This is a genomic window from Nocardia iowensis (assembly GCF_019222765.1).
GTDB lineage: Bacteria > Actinomycetota > Actinomycetes > Mycobacteriales > Mycobacteriaceae > Nocardia > Nocardia iowensis.
In genome coordinates this window covers 8,503,463-8,518,816 of record NZ_CP078145.1, presented here as the reverse complement: position 1 = coordinate 8,518,816, position 15,354 = coordinate 8,503,463, and the positions used below count along the sequence as shown (strand labels likewise).

Here is a 15,354-nt window from a genome sequence, read left to right as displayed (position 1 = left end):
GTCGGCCCCGTCGCACCCGTCCGATCGATCGAGCGCAGATGACCGAACACCCCGCGGTCGCACGCCTACCCGGCGCGACCCGGCCCGTGGCGTTGATCACCGGGCCCACCTCCGGCATCGGCCACGGCTACGCGATGCGACTCGCCTCGCTCGGCTACGACCTGGTGCTGGTCGCCAGGGACGAGGAGCGGCTCGCCACCATCGCCAGCGTGCTCGAGCACCGCTTCGGCACCCGCTCCGAGCTGCTCGTCGCCGATCTGGCCAGGCGGGAGGCCAGACAGCGGGTGGCGGCCCGGCTGGCCGAAGGCGTCGAATTCCTGGTCAACAACGCGGGATTCGCGCACGGGGCGCAGTTCTGGACGCTCTCGCCCGAGCAGTTGCAGGAACAGGTGGACGTCAACATCACCGCCGTGGTGCAGTTCACCCGCGCCGCTGTGCCGTCTATGATCGCCGCGGCCAAGGGATCGATCGTCAACCTCGCCAGCGTGGCCGGGGTGATCCCTGGCCGTGGATCGACGTATTCGGCGTCCAAGGCCTACGTCGTATCCTTCACGGAAGGGTTGGCTGGTGGACTGGCCGGAACAGGTGTCCGGGTCCAGGCCCTGTGCCCGGGATTCGTGCACACCGAATTCCATGAACGAGCCGGTATCGATACGTCGTCGCTGCCGACAGCGTTATGGCTGAGTGTCGACCAGGTAGTTGCCGGTTCCCTGCGTGATCTGGAGAAGGGCCGGGTGCTCAGTGTGCCCGGTGTGCAGTACAAAGCGCTCACTACCGTCGCCGGAATGATCCCGCGAACCCTGGCGGCCCGACTGAATCGCGGCTTGTTCAACGCACGCGGAAGGACTTAGGAATGATCGACGAGGCAACCAATAATCAAGCGGTCCTCGGTACCGGTTCCGGTGCCGACCGAGACAGATTGGCCGCGCTGGTGCGCGAGCTCGCCGTGGTGCACGGCAGAGTCACCTTGTCCTCGGGCAAGGAGGCCGACTACTACGTAGACCTGCGCCGCGCGACGCTGCACCACAGCGCGGGACCACTGATCGGCAAGCTGCTGCGCGAGCTGGTCGCGGACTGGGACTTCGACGCCGTCGGCGGGCTCACCATGGGTGCGGACCCGGTGGCGCTCGCCGTGATGCACGCGCCGGGCCGGCCGATCGACGCCTTCGTGGTGCGCAAGGCGGCCAAGACCCACGGCATGCAGCGGCAGATCGAGGGACCGAACATCGTCGGCAAGCGGGTGCTCGTCGTCGAGGACACCACGACCACCGGAAACTCGCCGCTCACCGCCGTGCGCGCGCTGCGCGACGCGGGGGCGATCGTGGTCGGAGTGGCCACCGTCGTGGACCGGGAAACCGGTGCCGACCAGGTGATCGCCGCCGAGGGACTGGAGTACCGCTCCATCCTCGGATTGAAGGATTTGGCCCTGGGATAGCCTGGACAGCGGTCTAGTTCTTCAAAGGCGAAGGGTCGTCTCCAGTGGTGAGCATTGCAATCAACAAGAATCGTGACAACGTTGCGATGCTCGGTATCGGTGCGTATCGGCCGCAGCGCGTCGTCAGCAACGACGAGGTGTGCAAGGTCCTCGACTCCACGCCGCAGTGGATTTACGAGCGCACCGGTATCCGCAACCGGCGCTGGATCAGCGGCGACGAGACGCTGCAGTCGATCGCGGCTGCGGCGGGGGAGCGCGCGCTGGTCAACAGCGGCATCGACCGGTCCAAGATCGGCGCGCTGATCCTGGCCACGTCGAGCTGGCTGATGCTGACCCCGCACGGCGCCCCCTCCATCGCCCATGACCTCGGGATCAACGGGATCCCCGCCTTCGACCTGACCTCAGGGTGCGGCGGCTTCGGGTACGGCCTCGGCGTGGCGGCCGATCTGATCCGGGCGGGCTCGGCCGAGTATGTGCTGCTGATCGGCGCCGAGACGATGACCGTCGGACTCGATCCGACCGACCGCGGCACCGCGATGATCTTCGGTGACGGTGCGGGCGCGGTGGTGGTCGGGCCGAGCGAGGAGAACGGCATCTCGCCGACGGTGTGGGGCAGCGACGGCGAGAACGCGGCCGCGATCGCACAGGACGTCAACTTCCTCGACTACATGGAGAAGGCACAGGCGATGCAGGGCACCGACCCGGCCGTCGAGCCGATCGGCCGGATGTCGCTGCGGATGGAAGGCCCCCGCGTCTTCCGGTGGGCCGCGGTCACGCTGCCGCGCGCGCTGTCCACCGCGTTGGAGATGTCCGGGGTGGCGAAGGAGGACATCGAGGTTTTCGTCCCGCACCAGGCCAACGCGCGGATCAACGAGCTGATGAAGAAGAACCTCGGCCTCGCCGACGACATCCCGATGGCCAACGACATCGAGCAGACCGGCAACACCTCCGCCGCGTCCATTCCGCTGGCGATGGAGGAGATGCTGGTGACCGGCAAGGCCAAGGGCGGCCAGCTGGCGCTGCTGCTCGGCTTCGGCGCGGGGCTGAGCTATGCGGGGCAGGTCGTCACGTTGCCGCCCAAGCCGATCGAGCCGAGCTTCTGAACAATGCGGTTGTTCCGAGCCGGGTTCCTCGCCGCGGCCGCTGCCACCGTCTATGCCGCCGTCACGGGCCGCGAGAAGGTGCAGTGGATCGCGAAACCACTGATGATGCCGTTGCTGGCCGCCGACGTGGCCACCGACGAAACCGCCATTGCCCCCACCGATCGCACGTTGCTGCTCGGCTCGCTGGGTGCCGCGACCCTCGGTGACATCCTGCTCATCGACCCCGACGACGACCGCAGACTGATCGCGGGCGCGTCGGCGTTCGCGGTGATGCAGACCGGCTACTCCGCGCTGTGGTTGCGGCAGGGCGCCCGGCCGCGCGCCGCGGTGGCGGTGCCGCGAGTGGCCGCCTGGCTCGGCGCGGCGGGGCTGATGCGGGTGCAGGCGCCGACGGTCGCCGCACCGCTCACCGCCTATGGGGCGACGCTCGGCACGGCGGCGGTACTGGCATCGGACCCGGGACTCGCGCCCGGCGCGAAAAACATTGCGGGCGTTAATGTTCCCAATCGCGATCCGCGTAGTCGGCTCGGCGCCGGTGCGTTGCTGTTCACGGTGTCCGATGGACTCATCGTGCTACGCCGTATCTCCGTGCGCGGGCAGCGAGCCAGGCGGCTGACCGAAGGTGTCATCCTGGCGACCTACGCCGCCGCCCAATTCCTCCTCGCCGACCCGAGGGCGCACGTGAAAGCTGTTGTCCCGGTGGCGGAATAACACGGCATCCAGTTCGTGCCGGTCACAGAACGACAATGATTCGATCGCGATTCGCCGGATCGACGCGGATCGAAATCGTCTCGCCCACCGCGAGCCTCGGCTTGTCCGCCGGGGCGACATCGAAAACGATTGTGCCCCGGTAGCTTTCGGACCCCGGGACGGTCAGCTCCAGATCCAGCTCGGTCAGCTCGGTCTGATGATCGGTTCGCTCCAGTGGATGCACCCCGTGCACCGTCGCCCACCCCTCCAGCCCGTCCCGCCACAACCGCCGATCCGCCTTCGACGGCCGCGATGCCACCATCATCCCGATCCCGAGACATGATCCGAACAGGCCGACCAACGCCAGGATCTGATAGGGCAGCGTCCCAGGCGGCGTGTGCTGGACCACCCACCCCAACCACAGGCCGAGCACAATCAGATACCCGGCGGTCACTCCGACCACCGTGCGCAGGACTCGCCCGTGATCCATTCCAGCCTCCACCCCGACTGTCAGACCTCCAGAATAGGCCCGACGCGGCACTGACGTGCCCGGATCAGAGTGCTACAGCGGCGGGATGGTCGCGGCAGGTCTACCAGGCGTCGGTCAGGTCCGCGTGCTGCCGAATCCATGCGTGCATGGCGATTCCGGCGGCGACACCGGCGTTGATGCTGCGGGTCGAACCGAACTGGGCGATCGAAATGGTCATGGCCGCCGCGTCTTTCGCGTGTGCGGTGACACCGGGGCCCTCCTGCCCGAACAGCAGCAGGCAGCGGCGCGGCAGTTCGGCCGTTTCGAGCGGGATCGAGCCGGGCACATTGTCCACCGCGACGATGGTGAGCTGCTCGCGGGCGGCGAAGTCCAGCAGCTCATCGATGCTCGCGTGATGCTCGATGTGCTGGTAGCGGTCGGTCACCATGGCGCCGCGACGATTCCACCGCTTCCTGCCGACGATGTGCACGGCCGCCGCGGCGAAGGCGTTGGCCGTGCGGACCACGGTGCCGATGTTCGCGTCGTGCCCGAAGTTCTCGATGGCGACGTGGAACGGATGCCTGCGCCGGTCGATGTCGGCGACGATCGCCTCGCGAGTCCAGTACCGATAGGCGTCGACCACGTTGCGGCGGTCACCGTCGGCCAGTAGTTCGGGGTCGAGCCTGGGGTCGTCCGGCGGTGGTTCGTCGTGCTCGGTGGCCCATGGGCCGACGCCGAACGGGTGCTCGCCCCACTCGGTGGGCCCCGGTGGGTCCTGCTCCGCCGCGTCCGGCACTGGGTGATTCACTCCGACGATGCTAATTCCGGCCGCGGCCGCGTCGTCGGGTGGCCGATCAGTAGGTGCTGGTGCTGTCCCAGACCCCGGCGATGCCGAGCACGATGAACAGCCCGACGAACAGGATGCCGAGGATGACCAGCACCGAGGCGATGATCCCGCAGACGTAGCCGACCATCACATTCGACCGGCCGCCGAGTGCGCCGCCGGACGCGTCGATCTCATTGAGCGCCTTCCTGCCCATCACCCAGGCGACCGGACCGATGATCTGGCAGAAGACCAAGCTCAGGATGCCGAGGACCAGGATCATGGTGGCCTGGGGGTGCTCCTGCGGCGGTCCGTAAGCTCCGTAACCTGGATAACCGTACGGCGGCGGCTGCGGCGGGTAGCTCATCAGCAGGATGGTAGTTGGTGTAGCTGGCTACACCACACATCCGGCGGACAGCTCCATCGAAGACCGCCGCCGCCCCGACAACCATGGAAGCCATGACCGAGACACACGCCGAACCCACCCTCGTGCTCGACCCGACGCCCGGAAAAGCCGGACGGTCCGCCGATCAGGTGGCCCGGGCGGTGCTACGCGCTCCGTTCCAGGCGCGCTTCTGGAAAGAGCTCGTCTATGTCTTCACGGTGTTCGTCCTCGGCTGCGTTGCCCTCGCGTACATGTACCTGGGCTGGGGTGGCGGGCTGGCGATCTCCCTCACCATCATCGGACTGCCGATCCTGGCCCTGATCCTGCTCGGCGGACGGACCTGGGCTCGGATCTACCGGGCGCTGGCCAAGGATCTGCTCGGTGCGCGGTTGACGCCGCCGCCGCCGTTCGCGCCCGCGCCGGGCTTGATCGGCTTCCTCAAGAGCGCGTTCACCGATCGGGCCAGTTGGCGGGCGGCGCTGTTCCTGCTCGCGCAGGCGGTGCTCGGTGTCGTGGTCGGCTATTTCGTGCTCGTGTTCACCGCGATGACGGTGTTCACCGCGATCTCGCCGATCCCGTGGCTGGTCTTCCATCCGACCAATGTCGATGCCGAAGGCGTGGAACATCATTCGCTGGCCCAGTTCGGTGACTTCTACATCGAAACCTGGCCGCGGGTGCTCGGTCTCGCCGCGATCGGGGTGATCGGCTGCTTCCTGCTGCCCTGGCTGCTGCGCGCGGTCTGCTGGCTGCACCGGCTGCTGAGCATGGCGTTGCTCACCGCGACCGAGGGTGACCGGCGGATCATCGAACTGCAGCAGGGCAGGCAGGCGGCGGTCGACGACTCGACGGCCACGCTGCGGCGGGTGGAGCGGGATCTGCACGACGGTACCCAGGCCCGGCTGGTCACCATCGCGATGGCGCTCGGCCGGGCGGAGGATCGGCTGGCCGCGGGCGGTGATCCGCGTGATCTGATCGCGGACGCGCACGCCAGCTCCAAGGAGGCGCTGACCGAATTGCGCGAGCTGGTGCGTGGAATCCACCCGCCCGCTCTGGAACTCGGGCTCGGCCCGGCACTGGAGACGCTGGCCGCGCGCAGCTCGGTTCCGGTGGAACTGCGGGTGCATCTGCCCGAGCGCCCGAGTCCGGCGATCGAGGCGATCGCCTACTTTTCGGTCGCCGAGCTGCTCACCAACGTGGTCAAGCATGCCAACGCCACGCGGGCCTGGATCTCGGTGCTGCCGACCGATGCTAGGACCATCTCGGTCACCGTGCGGGACAACGGAATCGGCGGCGTACTGCAACCGGCTGCGGGGGAACTCGCGGTAGGCAGCGGACTTTCGGGTCTGGCGGCCCGGGCCCGCACCGTCGACGGCACGCTCACCGTGCAGAGCCCGACCGGCGGGCCCACCGTGGTCACCATCCTGTTGCCGAAGGACGGCTCGCGGTGAACGAGTCACTGCGGATCGTGATCGCCGAGGACAGCGCGATCCTGCGGGACGGCCTCGCGAGCCTGCTCATCGAGCGCGGCCACGAGGTGGTCGCCATGGTCGGCGACGCGACAACATTGAGCGATGTGGTCGGCGCGCACAATCCCGACGTCGCCGTCGTGGACGTGCGCATGCCGCCCAGCTTCACCGACGAAGGCCTGCTCGCCGCGATCGAGCTGCGTCGCAAATATCCGATGACCGGTGTGCTCGTCTTCTCCCAGTGGGTCGAAACCCGTTATGCCACTGAGCTTCTCGCCGGTGGCGCGAGCGGTGTCGGCTACCTGCTCAAGGATCGGGTTGCCGATGTCCGCGATTTCGTCGACGCACTCCAACGGGTCGCCACCGGCGGCACCGCCCTAGACCCGGAGGTGGTGAGCCAATTGATGGGCGCATCCCGCCAACAGGATTCCCTGGCCCGGCTCACCCCGCGCGAACGCGAGGTGCTCGAACTGATGGCACAGGGCCTGTCCAACAACGCCATCGCCACCGCCCTCACCGTCACCGAACGTGCCGTGGAAAAACACATCGGCAACATCTTCACCAAACTCGATCTTCCCCCGTCCGACGCTCATCATCGCCGCGTGCTGGCGGTACTGCGTCTGAAAGCTTCATGAGGCTGGAAAGCTTCCTGAGCGCAGCCGCGCGGGCAAAAACGAATACACATCGCTTGTGTAACAAATCGGGCGCGTAAAAGCGGGCCGGACTGGCACCATTGACGCATGACCACGCGGAGGGCCGAGGACCCGCAGCACGCGAGACCGCGGTCGCTGGGCGGCCGTTCGCAGGCAGGCAGGGAGGCCGCTGTGACGCCCGCGCTCTGGTCCGAACGTGCCGATATGGCGGAGTCCGCCATCGTTTCCCGGCACCTGCGTGCGTTATGGGCATTGCCAGGAACGGAATTGGCGGTGGTCGGCTGGCCGGCCACCAAGCGGGAACGCGCGTTCGCCTCGTGGCATTACTGGTGGCAGGCTCATCTGATCGACTGTGCGGTCGACGCGGCCAATCGGGTGCCGACTCCGGTGCGCCGCAAGCGGATCGGCGCGATCGCGCGCTCTCACCGCATCCGCAATATCAGCGGTTGGACCAACAAGTACTACGACGACATGGCCTGGCTGGCCATCGCGCTGGAACGCGCGGAGCGGATCGCGGGTGTCACCGAGGCACGCAGCGGGCTGATTGCCTTGGAGAAGCCGCTGTACGACGGCTGGAACCCGGCGGTCGGCGGCGGCCTGCCGTGGCGGATCGGCGCCGACTATTACAACGCGCCCGCCAATGGCCCCGCCGCCATCGCGCTGCTGCGGCTCGGCCGACAAGCGCGCGCCGAGGAAATGGCCGACTGGCTGGACGCGACGCTGCGCGATCCGGAGACCGGCCTGATTCTCGACGGCATTCACCTGCCGTCCGGGGAGATCGAGCGGCCGGTGTACAGCTATTGCCAGGGTGTGGTCCTCGGCGTGGAAACCGAGCTCGCGGTGCACACCGGTGCGCCGAAGCACGTGGAGCGCGTCCATCGACTACTCGGCGCCGTCGAAGAGCATCTGACCACCCGCGGCGTCGTCAACGGTGGTAGTGGCGGCGACGGCGGACTGTTCAACGGCATCCTGGCGCGCTACCTGGCGTTGGTCGCGCTGATGCTGCCCGGCGACGACGCCGCGCGGGAGGCCGACCGGCGGGCCGCGGCCGCGATCGTGCGCGCCTCCGCGACCGCCGCCTGGGCGAACCGGCTCGACGTGGAGGGCGAGCCGCTGTTCGGGCACAACTGGGGCAAACCGGCGACGCTGCCGGGCGGCATCGCCGGTGCGGGCCGGTTCACGCCCGGTGGTTCGGTGACCTCGTCGCGGGTGCCGGAACGCGATCTGTCGGTGCAGCTGTCCGGCTGGATGCTGATGGAGGCCGCATATCAGGTCAGCGCCGCCGGCCTGTGATCAGGACGCCGACTTCGCTTTTCCCGATGTCAACGGCGGCAGGTACTCGCCGACCAGGCTGCGTTGCCACCATGCTCGGTCGCGCAGCAATTCTCGGCGGGTACTGAAGCGGTACTCGTAGAGCCGCGCGCGCACATACTTCGGCGGGGCATCGGGGAACGGATTGCCGCGCAGCAAACGCAGCGTCGCCCGGTCGTTCACCAGCAGTCGCTCGACGAACGGCAGCAGCCAGGGCCGCGCGTAGTAGGGCGAGATGGCCGCGAACCACATCAACCAGTCCAGCCGCAGATGGTAGGGCGCCCACTGGCGCGGTCGCCGCCGCGGATCGCCCGGCTTGCCCTTGAATTCGTACTCCCGCCACACCGTGCGTTCGGAGATGGTCGTGTCGTCGGTGCCTTCGATCACCACTTCCTCGCGGGTCCGGCCGATATTGCCGAACGCTCCGTAGGTGTTGCCCAGGTGAAACGCGTTGAAGGACATGTTCATTCGCTGATCGCGGGAGAGCATGTTGCGCACCGGCCAGTAACTCAGCGCGACCATCAGCACCGTGCAGGCAATAACCGCGCCCGCGAACCACATCGGCGGCCCCGGCACCGCGGGCGCATCGGGCACCGGCAGGATCTTCGCCACCAACGATCCGTCGATCACGGTGAGCGCCAACAGGATTGTCACCCAGTTCAACCAGGCGAAGTTGCCGGAAAGCACCAACCACAGCTGGGTGACGACCACGATCCCGGCGGCCACGCTCGCCACCGGCTGCGGCGCGAAAAGCCCGAAGGGCACGACCAATTGGACAAAGTGATTGGCCGCCACCTCGACTCGGTGCAGCGGTTTGGGTAACCGGTGGAAGAACCAGCTCAGTGGTCCAGGCATCGGTTGGGTCTCGTGGTGGTAGTACAGGCAGGTCAGGTCGCGCCAGCAGGGATCGCCGCGCCACTTGATCAATCCGGCGCCGAATTCCACTCGGAACAGCAGCCACCGGGTCAGCCACAGCACCAGTACCGGCGGCGCCGTCTGGTCGTTACCGAGGAAGATCGCCAGGAACCCGGCCTCCAGCAGCAACGACTCCCAGCCGAACGAGTACCACCGCTGCCCGACATTGACGATCGACAGATACAGCACCCACAGCGCCAGCCACATCGACATCGCCGCCCACAGCGGCACCAAGTCCGCGGCCCCGACGATCATCGCCGCCGACAAGCCGACCCCTGTCCAGGCCACCACGGCGAAGAACCGATCGGAGTAGTGCACCTGGAAAATGCTCGGCGCCGAACGGAACGGCGTCCGTCGCACGAATCGCGGCACCGGCAGCATGCCGCGCTCGCCGATGAGCGCCCGGAACTGCAGGGCCGCGCCGAGGAAGGCGATCAGGTAGATGACCGCCAGCCCGCGCTGGAAGATCAGCCTGCTCAGCCAGTATTCGGGTGCCGTGAACCAGTCCATGCCCGCAGCTCCTCGGACGGCGGGAGTTCGCTCGCATCAGCTGCGTACCCGAGCCCGTTTGCGGGAAACCCAGAGGTCAGTGGTCGGCTTCGGCCACGCCGCTGCTCGCGGTCTCCAGCTCGAACTCCTCCGGCGGCTTCGCCATCTCCTGCCGGTAGTGCCGGATTCCCAGCACGGTTCCCAGGATCAGGCCGACCACCAGCGTGCCGATCACGATGGGCATCAACCACGGCACTCGGTCCAGGAAGTTCCCCGCGTAGTACCCGATGAGCAGCAGCACCGGCGCCCAGATGATCGCGCCGATCGTGCTGGCCACGGTGAACTTGCGGTGATCCATTCCGGCCGCGCCTGCGACCGTCGGGCACAGCGTGCGCACCCACGGAATCCACCTGGCGATCAGCACCGCGACGAACCCGTGCCGCTCCAGCAGCTCGGTGACCCGCTGCAGGTTGCGGGTGTTGATGTAGCGGCCGTTCTTGCGCGCCACCAGCCGATGCCCGGTCCGGTTCCCGATGACGTAGCCGACCTGATTGCCCGCGATGGCCGCGAGCATCGTCCCGAGCGACAGCGCCCACACCTGCGCCTCGCCCGAGGCGTTGGACGCCATCACGATGCCCGCGGTGATCAGCATGGAGTCGCCGGGCAGGAAGAGTCCGAGAATGATCGCGCACTCGATGAAGACAAAGGCCAGCACCACTGTCCAGACGAGCGCCGGACCCGCCGACATCAGCGGATCGAAAGTGCCCACTGCCAGGGGCGAGGACGCCGCGAACACGCGCTTAGCGGGTCGGCTCGTTCGTCGAGGCGGCCAGCTCGGCGTCCGGCCGGGCTACCGGCTCCGCACCACGATTGAGCAGCCGCTTCGCTACCGCGATGATGCCGGGCAGCACCGAGACGAACACGATCAGCAGGAAGATCGCCTCGACGTTGTCCCTGATGAAGGCGACATTGCCGAGGAAGTAGCCGAGTACCGTGACGCCGCCGCCCCACAGGATCGCGCCGACGATGTCGAACGCGACGAACTTGCGGTAGTTCATCTTGGACACACCGGCCAGCACCGGCATGAAGGTGCGCACGATCGGCACGAACCGGGCCAGGATGATGGTCTTGGGACCGTGCTTCTCGAAGAACTCGTGCGTCTCGGTGACGTAGTGCTTCTTGAAGAAGCGGGTGTCTTCCTTGTGGAACAGTGCGGGCCCGATGGCCCGGCCGATCCAATACCCGCTCTGGTCGCCGAGAAAGGCGATGAACGTGACGGCGGGCACCAACACCCAGATCGACACCGGCGGATTCGGCTGCGCGGCCAGCAGGCCACCGGTGAACAGCAGCGAGTCGCCGGGCAGGATCGGGAAGAGCAGGCCGGTCTCGATGAAGACGATCACCAGGATGGCCGGGAGCACCGCATTCTTCAGCCACGTCTCCGTGAGCAGGTGCATCGGGTCGAGCAACTCCGTGAGGGCGATGTTGCTCGTCACCGATTCTGTCGCTGCCAGCAGAATCACGCGGTCTCCTGTTCTGGATACGGCTGGCCTGATCGCTTGCCACCCCATCGGAAGCTGCCAGCGCAATTACCGGCCCCACAGTACCGGGTTCGGCTGAGAAACCCCGTGCTGAGCGCGAAACTACCGGCTGGTCACTCGCCGGTTCCGTGTGGACCACCGGCCGGTAACTTTTCCGGCCTCCCTGGATACCAGGCGAAACACTGCTGTCCTAGGGTGGTGGCTGACAAAATAGGTCTTTGCCGCAACAACACGGAGGTCTTACTGTGCCCATCGCGACTCCGGAGGTCTACGCCGAGATGCTCGGTCGGGCCAAAGCGAACTCCTTTGCCTTTCCCGCCATCAACTGCACGTCGTCGGAGACGATCAACGCGGCCATCAAGGGCTTCGCGGAAGCGGGCAGCGACGGCATCATCCAGTTCTCCACCGGTGGCGCCGAATTCGGCTCCGGCCAGGGCGTGAAGGACATGGTGACCGGTGCGGTCGCGCTGGCCGAGTTCGCGCATGTGATCGCCGCGAAGTACGACGTCACCATCGCGTTGCACACCGACCACTGCCCGAAGGACAAGCTGGACGGTTTCGTCCGGCCGCTGATCGCCATCTCCCAGGAGCGGGTGAAGAACGGGCAGCACCCACTGTTCCAGTCGCACATGTGGGACGGCTCCGCGATCCCGATCGACGAGAACCTGGAAATCGCCAAGGAACTGCTGAAGTCCTGCGCGCAAGCCAACATCATCCTGGAGGTCGAGATCGGCGTCGTCGGCGGTGAAGAGGACGGCGTCGAGGCCGAGATCAACGACAAGCTCTACACCTCGCCCGAGGACTTCCAGAAGACCATCGACGCGCTCGGCGCGGGCGAGAACGGGAAGTACCTGCTCGCCGCGACCTTCGGCAACGTGCACGGCGTCTACAAGCCGGGCAACGTGAAGCTCCGGCCCGAGGTGCTGGCCGAGGGCCAGAAGGTGGCCGCGGCCAAGCTCGGGCTCGGCCAGGACGCGCAGCCGTTCGACTTCGTCTTCCACGGTGGTTCCGGCTCGCTGAAGTCGGAGATCGAGGATTCGCTGCGCTACGGCGTCGTCAAGATGAACGTCGACACCGACACCCAGTACGCCTTCACCCGGCCGATCGTCACCCACATGTTCACCAACTACGACGGTGTGCTGAAGATCGACGGTGAGGTCGGTAACAAGAAGGTCTACGACCCGCGCAGCTACCTCAAGAAGGCCGAAACCTCGATGGCGGCGCGGGTCACCGAGGCATGCAATGATCTGAAGTCCGCGGGAAGGTCGATCAGCGCCTGACCCACCATCAACCCACCGGGGGGCTCGACAGCTCATGTGTCTGGATGTGCGCGTGCTCGGGCCCGTCCGGTTGCTCGTCGGCGGTGAGCCGGTGGCGGTCGGCGGGCCCAAGCCGCGGGCGCTGCTCGCCGCGCTCACCGTGAATCGGCGGCGCGCGGTGTCTTCGGCCGCGCTGGCGGACATGGTGTGGAACGAGGATCCACCCGATTCCTACGCCGCGAGTCTGCAGGTGTTCGTCTCGAACATCCGTAAGGCGCTGCGTAATTCGGGCGTGGATCCGGCGCAGGTGTTGCGCACCGAATCCTCCGGCTATCGGCTCGAGGTGGCCGAGAACGCCTGCGATCTCGGCCGTTTCGAGTCGAGCCGGGAGGCGGGCAACCGGGCGGCCGCGCTCGGCGATCATGCCGGTGCCGCACAGCTTTTCGGTGCCGCGCTGCGCGAATGGAGCGGCCGGGCGCTGGCCGATCTGGCCGGGCTGCAATTCGCCGACGGTTTCGCCACCGCCATGGACGAGGAGCGGCTGGCTGTCGCCTCCGCCCGGATCGATGCCGAAATCGCCTGCGGGCGGGCCTCATCGGTGATCGGCGAGCTGGTCGCGATGACCACCGAGCATCCGCTGCGCGAACCGCTGTGGGGACAGCTGATCACCGCGCTGTACCTGTCCGGCCGCCAGGCCGACGCGCTCGACGCGTGCCGCCGGGTGCGTACCGTGCTCGCCGAGGAACTCGGCATCGATCCGGGGCCAGCGCTGATCGAGCTGGAACAGCGCGTGCTGCGCCAGGAACCGCTCAGCACCGTCGAACTCAGGCAGGTCGAGCGGATGGCCGCGGCGATGACCGAGACCGTCACCGAGGCGCCGAGTACGGTGCGCAGCGGGCAGCTGCGACTACCCGATGGCCGGGTGGTGCCGATCGCGCAGGGCGGCTTGCGAATCGGCCGGATGACCGACAACGATCTGGTGCTCGACGACCCGAAGGCCAGCAGGTACCACGCGCACATCATGCCGAGCCGGGCCGGTCTGCTGATCAAGGACCTGCACTCGGCCAATGGCGTCTACGTCAACGACGAACCGATCGAGAACGGCGCGCTGCTCGCCGACGGTGACGAGATCCGCATCGGCGCAACGATGTTGGTCTTCCAGGCGGCGCAGTGAATCACCACTCGTTGCAGGCGATGCCGTCGCCGTCCTCGTCGAGCAACGGGTTGTACTGCGGCAGCCCGCGGTAAATCGGTCCCGCGTGTTCGGCTTGCGCCTGAATGCAGTTGGTGTACATCTTTCGCTTCTTCTCGCCCTTGCCGTCCCGGTCCGGCTTCTCATGCGATTCTGGACGTGCGATGAAGGCGGCGGTGGAAGTCTCGGCGATGGCGGTCGGCGGCACCAGGGTGAGGGCGCCGACCATGAGACACGCGGCACCGATCGCGGGTGTCACGCGACGGATTACTGAATAACTCACGCCATCCATCGTGCGCCGAAACAGCGCCATCGTGGGGTGCGATTTTCCTGCGCCGCAAATTGTCCGGCGGACCCAGCTCGACCTGCGGTGACTGCGCTCGCGCGGAGCCACGCGTCGCGCAGCCTAGGCCAGCCGAACCTCGGCGATGGCTCGGCCGAACAGCTTTCGGCCCGCCGAGGTGCCGCCGAGCACAACGGTCGCGGTGCGGGTGCTCGGGTCGAGCGCCTTGATCCGGCCGGTGAAATCCACCGTGCTCGCCGCGTCCGCGGCCACCGGGACGAAGCCGGAGAACCGCACGCTGAACTTCTCGATGGCGGTCGGATCGCCGAGCCAGGAGGTCAGATAGCCACCGGCCAAGCCCATGGTCAGCATGCCGTGCGCGACCACCGTGGGCAGGCCGACCAACTGTGCGGCGTGGTCGCTGAAGTGGATCGGGTTGGCATCGCCGGACACCCCCGCGTAGTTGGCCAGGTCGCCGCGGGCCAGCCGGAAGGACCCGGCCGGGAGCTGCTCGCCGACGGACAGTTGGTCGAAGTCGGGCAGGGTGTGCACCGGCGCGATCTCGCGGTCGGCCGCCGGGGCGGGCAGTTCGCCGACGCCAAGCGGGATCAGCGCGGAGTTGTCGTCGGATCCTTTGTCCCCCGTGGGGAATTCGACGACCTGTCCGTGCATCATGATGTTGTCGACCACGTCGGCGAGGTTCGGATCCACCTCAGCGCCGCGCCGTGCCACGATCGTCGTCGAGCCGATCAGCGCGAGCTCGTTGTGCTGGTTGACCAGGGCGGACCGGACGACGACGAAATCGTTGTCGCCGAACTGGCGGATCGACTCGATCAAGATCTCGCTGGTGAGCCGGTCGCCGGCCAGGATGGGCCGGTAGGCCTGGAACACCTGATCGGTCTGCAGGATCTGCGAGAGGTCGTATTCGGTGAGCACCGATTCGAGCAGCGAACGGGTGCCTGACGAGCCGATCACCGAGGCGAAGGTCGGTGGCGCGATGACGCCGTCGTGGCCGAGCTTGTGTGCGTCGGCTTCCTGCTGATGCGCGCCGTGGTGGTTCTGCACCGCCCGCGCGAATTCGCGGATCTTTTCCCGGCCCACTTCATAGTGGTCCCGAACGCGGAACCGCTGCCCGGCCAGCGTCGGAGTCTGCGGTAAGTCATCGGTTTCGAGCGCCATCGTCTGTTCCCTGCCCATGATGCGGCCACGCTACTAATGAACCGGACCCATGACCAGCTGAGTGTGAGCAGGACTACCGCCGATCGATATGGAATTGCTATCGAGTTTGCCTGTTCGTCATTTTCGGGGCTCGTGACGAGGTTTACGGCGCAAGAATCAGC

General features: G+C 67.2%; 17 protein-coding genes. 9 read left to right on the top strand and 8 right to left on the bottom strand.

What is annotated here, in order from left to right; all coding sequences use genetic code 11:
- The first annotated feature begins 38 nt into the window (after positions 1-38).
- From KV110_RS39355 to KV110_RS39340, 4 genes are read left to right on the top strand one after another with little or no spacing between them, the layout of a single operon-like run.
- On the top strand, positions 39-851 hold the full coding sequence (locus KV110_RS39355; RefSeq protein ID WP_218472164.1) for an SDR family NAD(P)-dependent oxidoreductase: 813 nt from the start codon (positions 39-41) through the stop codon (positions 849-851).
- A 2-nt stretch (positions 852-853) separates the two neighbouring features.
- Positions 854-1,435, top strand: a complete 582-nt coding sequence (gene pyrE / locus KV110_RS39350; protein WP_218472163.1) for an orotate phosphoribosyltransferase — start codon at positions 854-856, stop codon at positions 1,433-1,435.
- A gap of 44 nt (positions 1,436-1,479) precedes the next feature.
- Positions 1,480-2,538 carry a beta-ketoacyl-ACP synthase 3 gene (locus KV110_RS39345; RefSeq protein ID WP_218472162.1) on the top strand — a complete coding sequence of 353 codons (1,059 nt, stop codon included), beginning with the start codon at positions 1,480-1,482 and terminating at the stop codon, positions 2,536-2,538.
- A 3-nt stretch (positions 2,539-2,541) separates the two neighbouring features.
- Positions 2,542-3,249 (top strand): lysoplasmalogenase family protein, encoded by a 708-nt coding sequence (locus KV110_RS39340; RefSeq protein WP_218472161.1) that lies wholly within the window; start codon positions 2,542-2,544, stop codon positions 3,247-3,249.
- Positions 3,250-3,271: 22 nt separating this feature from the next.
- Here KV110_RS39340 and KV110_RS39335 read toward each other — a convergent pair whose 3' ends face one another.
- The 3 genes from KV110_RS39335 to KV110_RS39325 all read right to left on the bottom strand — a co-directional run bounded on the left by KV110_RS39335 (position 3,272) and on the right by KV110_RS39325 (position 4,887).
- Complete coding sequence (locus KV110_RS39335) at positions 3,272-3,718, bottom strand: hypothetical protein (protein ID WP_218472160.1); 447 nt, start codon at positions 3,716-3,718, stop codon at positions 3,272-3,274.
- A gap of 100 nt (positions 3,719-3,818) precedes the next feature.
- Positions 3,819-4,505 (bottom strand): TrmH family RNA methyltransferase, encoded by a 687-nt coding sequence (locus KV110_RS39330; protein ID WP_218472159.1) that lies wholly within the window; start codon positions 4,503-4,505, stop codon positions 3,819-3,821.
- A 46-nt stretch (positions 4,506-4,551) separates the two neighbouring features.
- Complete coding sequence (locus KV110_RS39325; protein WP_218472158.1) at positions 4,552-4,887, bottom strand: DUF4190 domain-containing protein; 336 nt, start codon at positions 4,885-4,887, stop codon at positions 4,552-4,554.
- A gap of 92 nt (positions 4,888-4,979) precedes the next feature.
- Here KV110_RS39325 and KV110_RS39320 point away from each other — a divergent pair, with 92 nt between their 5' ends.
- From KV110_RS39320 to KV110_RS39310, 3 genes are all read left to right on the top strand, one after another.
- Positions 4,980-6,353, top strand: a complete 1,374-nt coding sequence (locus KV110_RS39320) for a sensor histidine kinase (RefSeq protein ID WP_218472157.1) — start codon at positions 4,980-4,982, stop codon at positions 6,351-6,353.
- A complete protein-coding gene (locus KV110_RS39315; RefSeq protein ID WP_218472156.1) occupies positions 6,350-7,006 on the top strand; it encodes a LuxR C-terminal-related transcriptional regulator in 657 nt (218 codons plus the stop codon). Before KV110_RS39320 ends, KV110_RS39315 begins: the two co-directional genes overlap by 4 nt.
- A 222-nt stretch (positions 7,007-7,228) precedes the next feature.
- Positions 7,229-8,317 carry a glycoside hydrolase family 76 protein gene (locus tag KV110_RS39310; protein WP_246634847.1) on the top strand — a complete coding sequence of 363 codons (1,089 nt, stop codon included), beginning with the start codon at positions 7,229-7,231 and terminating at the stop codon, positions 8,315-8,317.
- On the opposite strand, the gene KV110_RS39305 is transcribed toward KV110_RS39310, so the two are convergent.
- From KV110_RS39305 to KV110_RS39295, 3 genes are all read right to left on the bottom strand, one after another.
- Positions 8,318-9,760: a lipase maturation factor family protein gene (locus KV110_RS39305; protein ID WP_218472154.1), complete on the bottom strand. Its 1,443-nt coding sequence runs from the start codon at positions 9,758-9,760 to the stop codon at positions 8,318-8,320. It lies immediately after the preceding gene.
- 76 nt (positions 9,761-9,836) lie between these two features.
- On the bottom strand, positions 9,837-10,487 hold the full coding sequence (locus KV110_RS39300) for a DedA family protein (protein WP_218472153.1): 651 nt from the start codon (positions 10,485-10,487) through the stop codon (positions 9,837-9,839).
- Positions 10,488-10,539: 52 nt separating this feature from the next.
- Entirely contained in the window at positions 10,540-11,196 is a 657-nt protein-coding gene (locus KV110_RS39295) for a VTT domain-containing protein (protein WP_246634846.1), read from the bottom strand.
- 329 nt (positions 11,197-11,525) lie between these two features.
- Here KV110_RS39295 and fbaA point away from each other — a divergent pair, with 329 nt between their 5' ends.
- Complete coding sequence (fbaA, locus tag KV110_RS39290; RefSeq protein ID WP_218472151.1) at positions 11,526-12,560, top strand: class II fructose-bisphosphate aldolase; 1,035 nt, start codon at positions 11,526-11,528, stop codon at positions 12,558-12,560.
- A gap of 34 nt (positions 12,561-12,594) precedes the next feature.
- A complete protein-coding gene (locus KV110_RS39285) occupies positions 12,595-13,713 on the top strand; it encodes a BTAD domain-containing putative transcriptional regulator (RefSeq protein ID WP_218472150.1) in 1,119 nt (372 codons plus the stop codon).
- Position 13,714: 1 nt separating this feature from the next.
- Here the strand turns inward: KV110_RS39285 and KV110_RS39280 are convergent, their stop codons facing one another.
- Both KV110_RS39280 and KV110_RS39275 read right to left on the bottom strand, forming a co-directional pair.
- Positions 13,715-14,014 (bottom strand): excalibur calcium-binding domain-containing protein, encoded by a 300-nt coding sequence (locus KV110_RS39280; protein WP_246634239.1) that lies wholly within the window; start codon positions 14,012-14,014, stop codon positions 13,715-13,717.
- Positions 14,015-14,137: 123 nt separating this feature from the next.
- On the bottom strand, positions 14,138-15,211 hold the full coding sequence (locus KV110_RS39275) for a fused (3R)-hydroxyacyl-ACP dehydratase subunits HadA/HadB (protein ID WP_218472148.1): 1,074 nt from the start codon (positions 15,209-15,211) through the stop codon (positions 14,138-14,140).
- Positions 15,212-15,354: the final 143 nt, after the last annotated feature.

Excerpts from the sequence above, each read along its gene's own strand:
- KV110_RS39300 (WP_218472153.1), bottom strand. The coding sequence starts at position 10,487 with ATGTCGGCGGGTCCGGCGCTCGTCTGGACAGTGGTGCTGGCCTTTGTC.
- KV110_RS39355 (WP_218472164.1), top strand. The coding sequence starts at position 39 with ATGACCGAACACCCCGCGGTCGCACGCCTACCCGGCGCGACCCGGCCC.
- KV110_RS39325 (WP_218472158.1), bottom strand. The coding sequence starts at position 4,887 with ATGAGCTACCCGCCGCAGCCGCCGCCGTACGGTTATCCAGGTTACGGA.
- KV110_RS39310 (WP_246634847.1), top strand. The coding sequence starts at position 7,229 with ATGGCGGAGTCCGCCATCGTTTCCCGGCACCTGCGTGCGTTATGGGCA.
- KV110_RS39320 (WP_218472157.1), top strand. The coding sequence starts at position 4,980 with ATGACCGAGACACACGCCGAACCCACCCTCGTGCTCGACCCGACGCCC.
- pyrE (WP_218472163.1), top strand. The coding sequence starts at position 854 with ATGATCGACGAGGCAACCAATAATCAAGCGGTCCTCGGTACCGGTTCC.
- KV110_RS39335 (WP_218472160.1), bottom strand. The coding sequence starts at position 3,718 with ATGGATCACGGGCGAGTCCTGCGCACGGTGGTCGGAGTGACCGCCGGG.
- KV110_RS39295 (WP_246634846.1), bottom strand. The coding sequence starts at position 11,196 with ATGCACCTGCTCACGGAGACGTGGCTGAAGAATGCGGTGCTCCCGGCC.
- KV110_RS39305 (WP_218472154.1), bottom strand. The coding sequence starts at position 9,760 with ATGGACTGGTTCACGGCACCCGAATACTGGCTGAGCAGGCTGATCTTC.
- KV110_RS39340 (WP_218472161.1), top strand. The coding sequence starts at position 2,542 with ATGCGGTTGTTCCGAGCCGGGTTCCTCGCCGCGGCCGCTGCCACCGTC.
- KV110_RS39285 (WP_218472150.1), top strand. The coding sequence starts at position 12,595 with ATGTGTCTGGATGTGCGCGTGCTCGGGCCCGTCCGGTTGCTCGTCGGC.
- KV110_RS39275 (WP_218472148.1), bottom strand. The coding sequence starts at position 15,211 with ATGGGCAGGGAACAGACGATGGCGCTCGAAACCGATGACTTACCGCAG.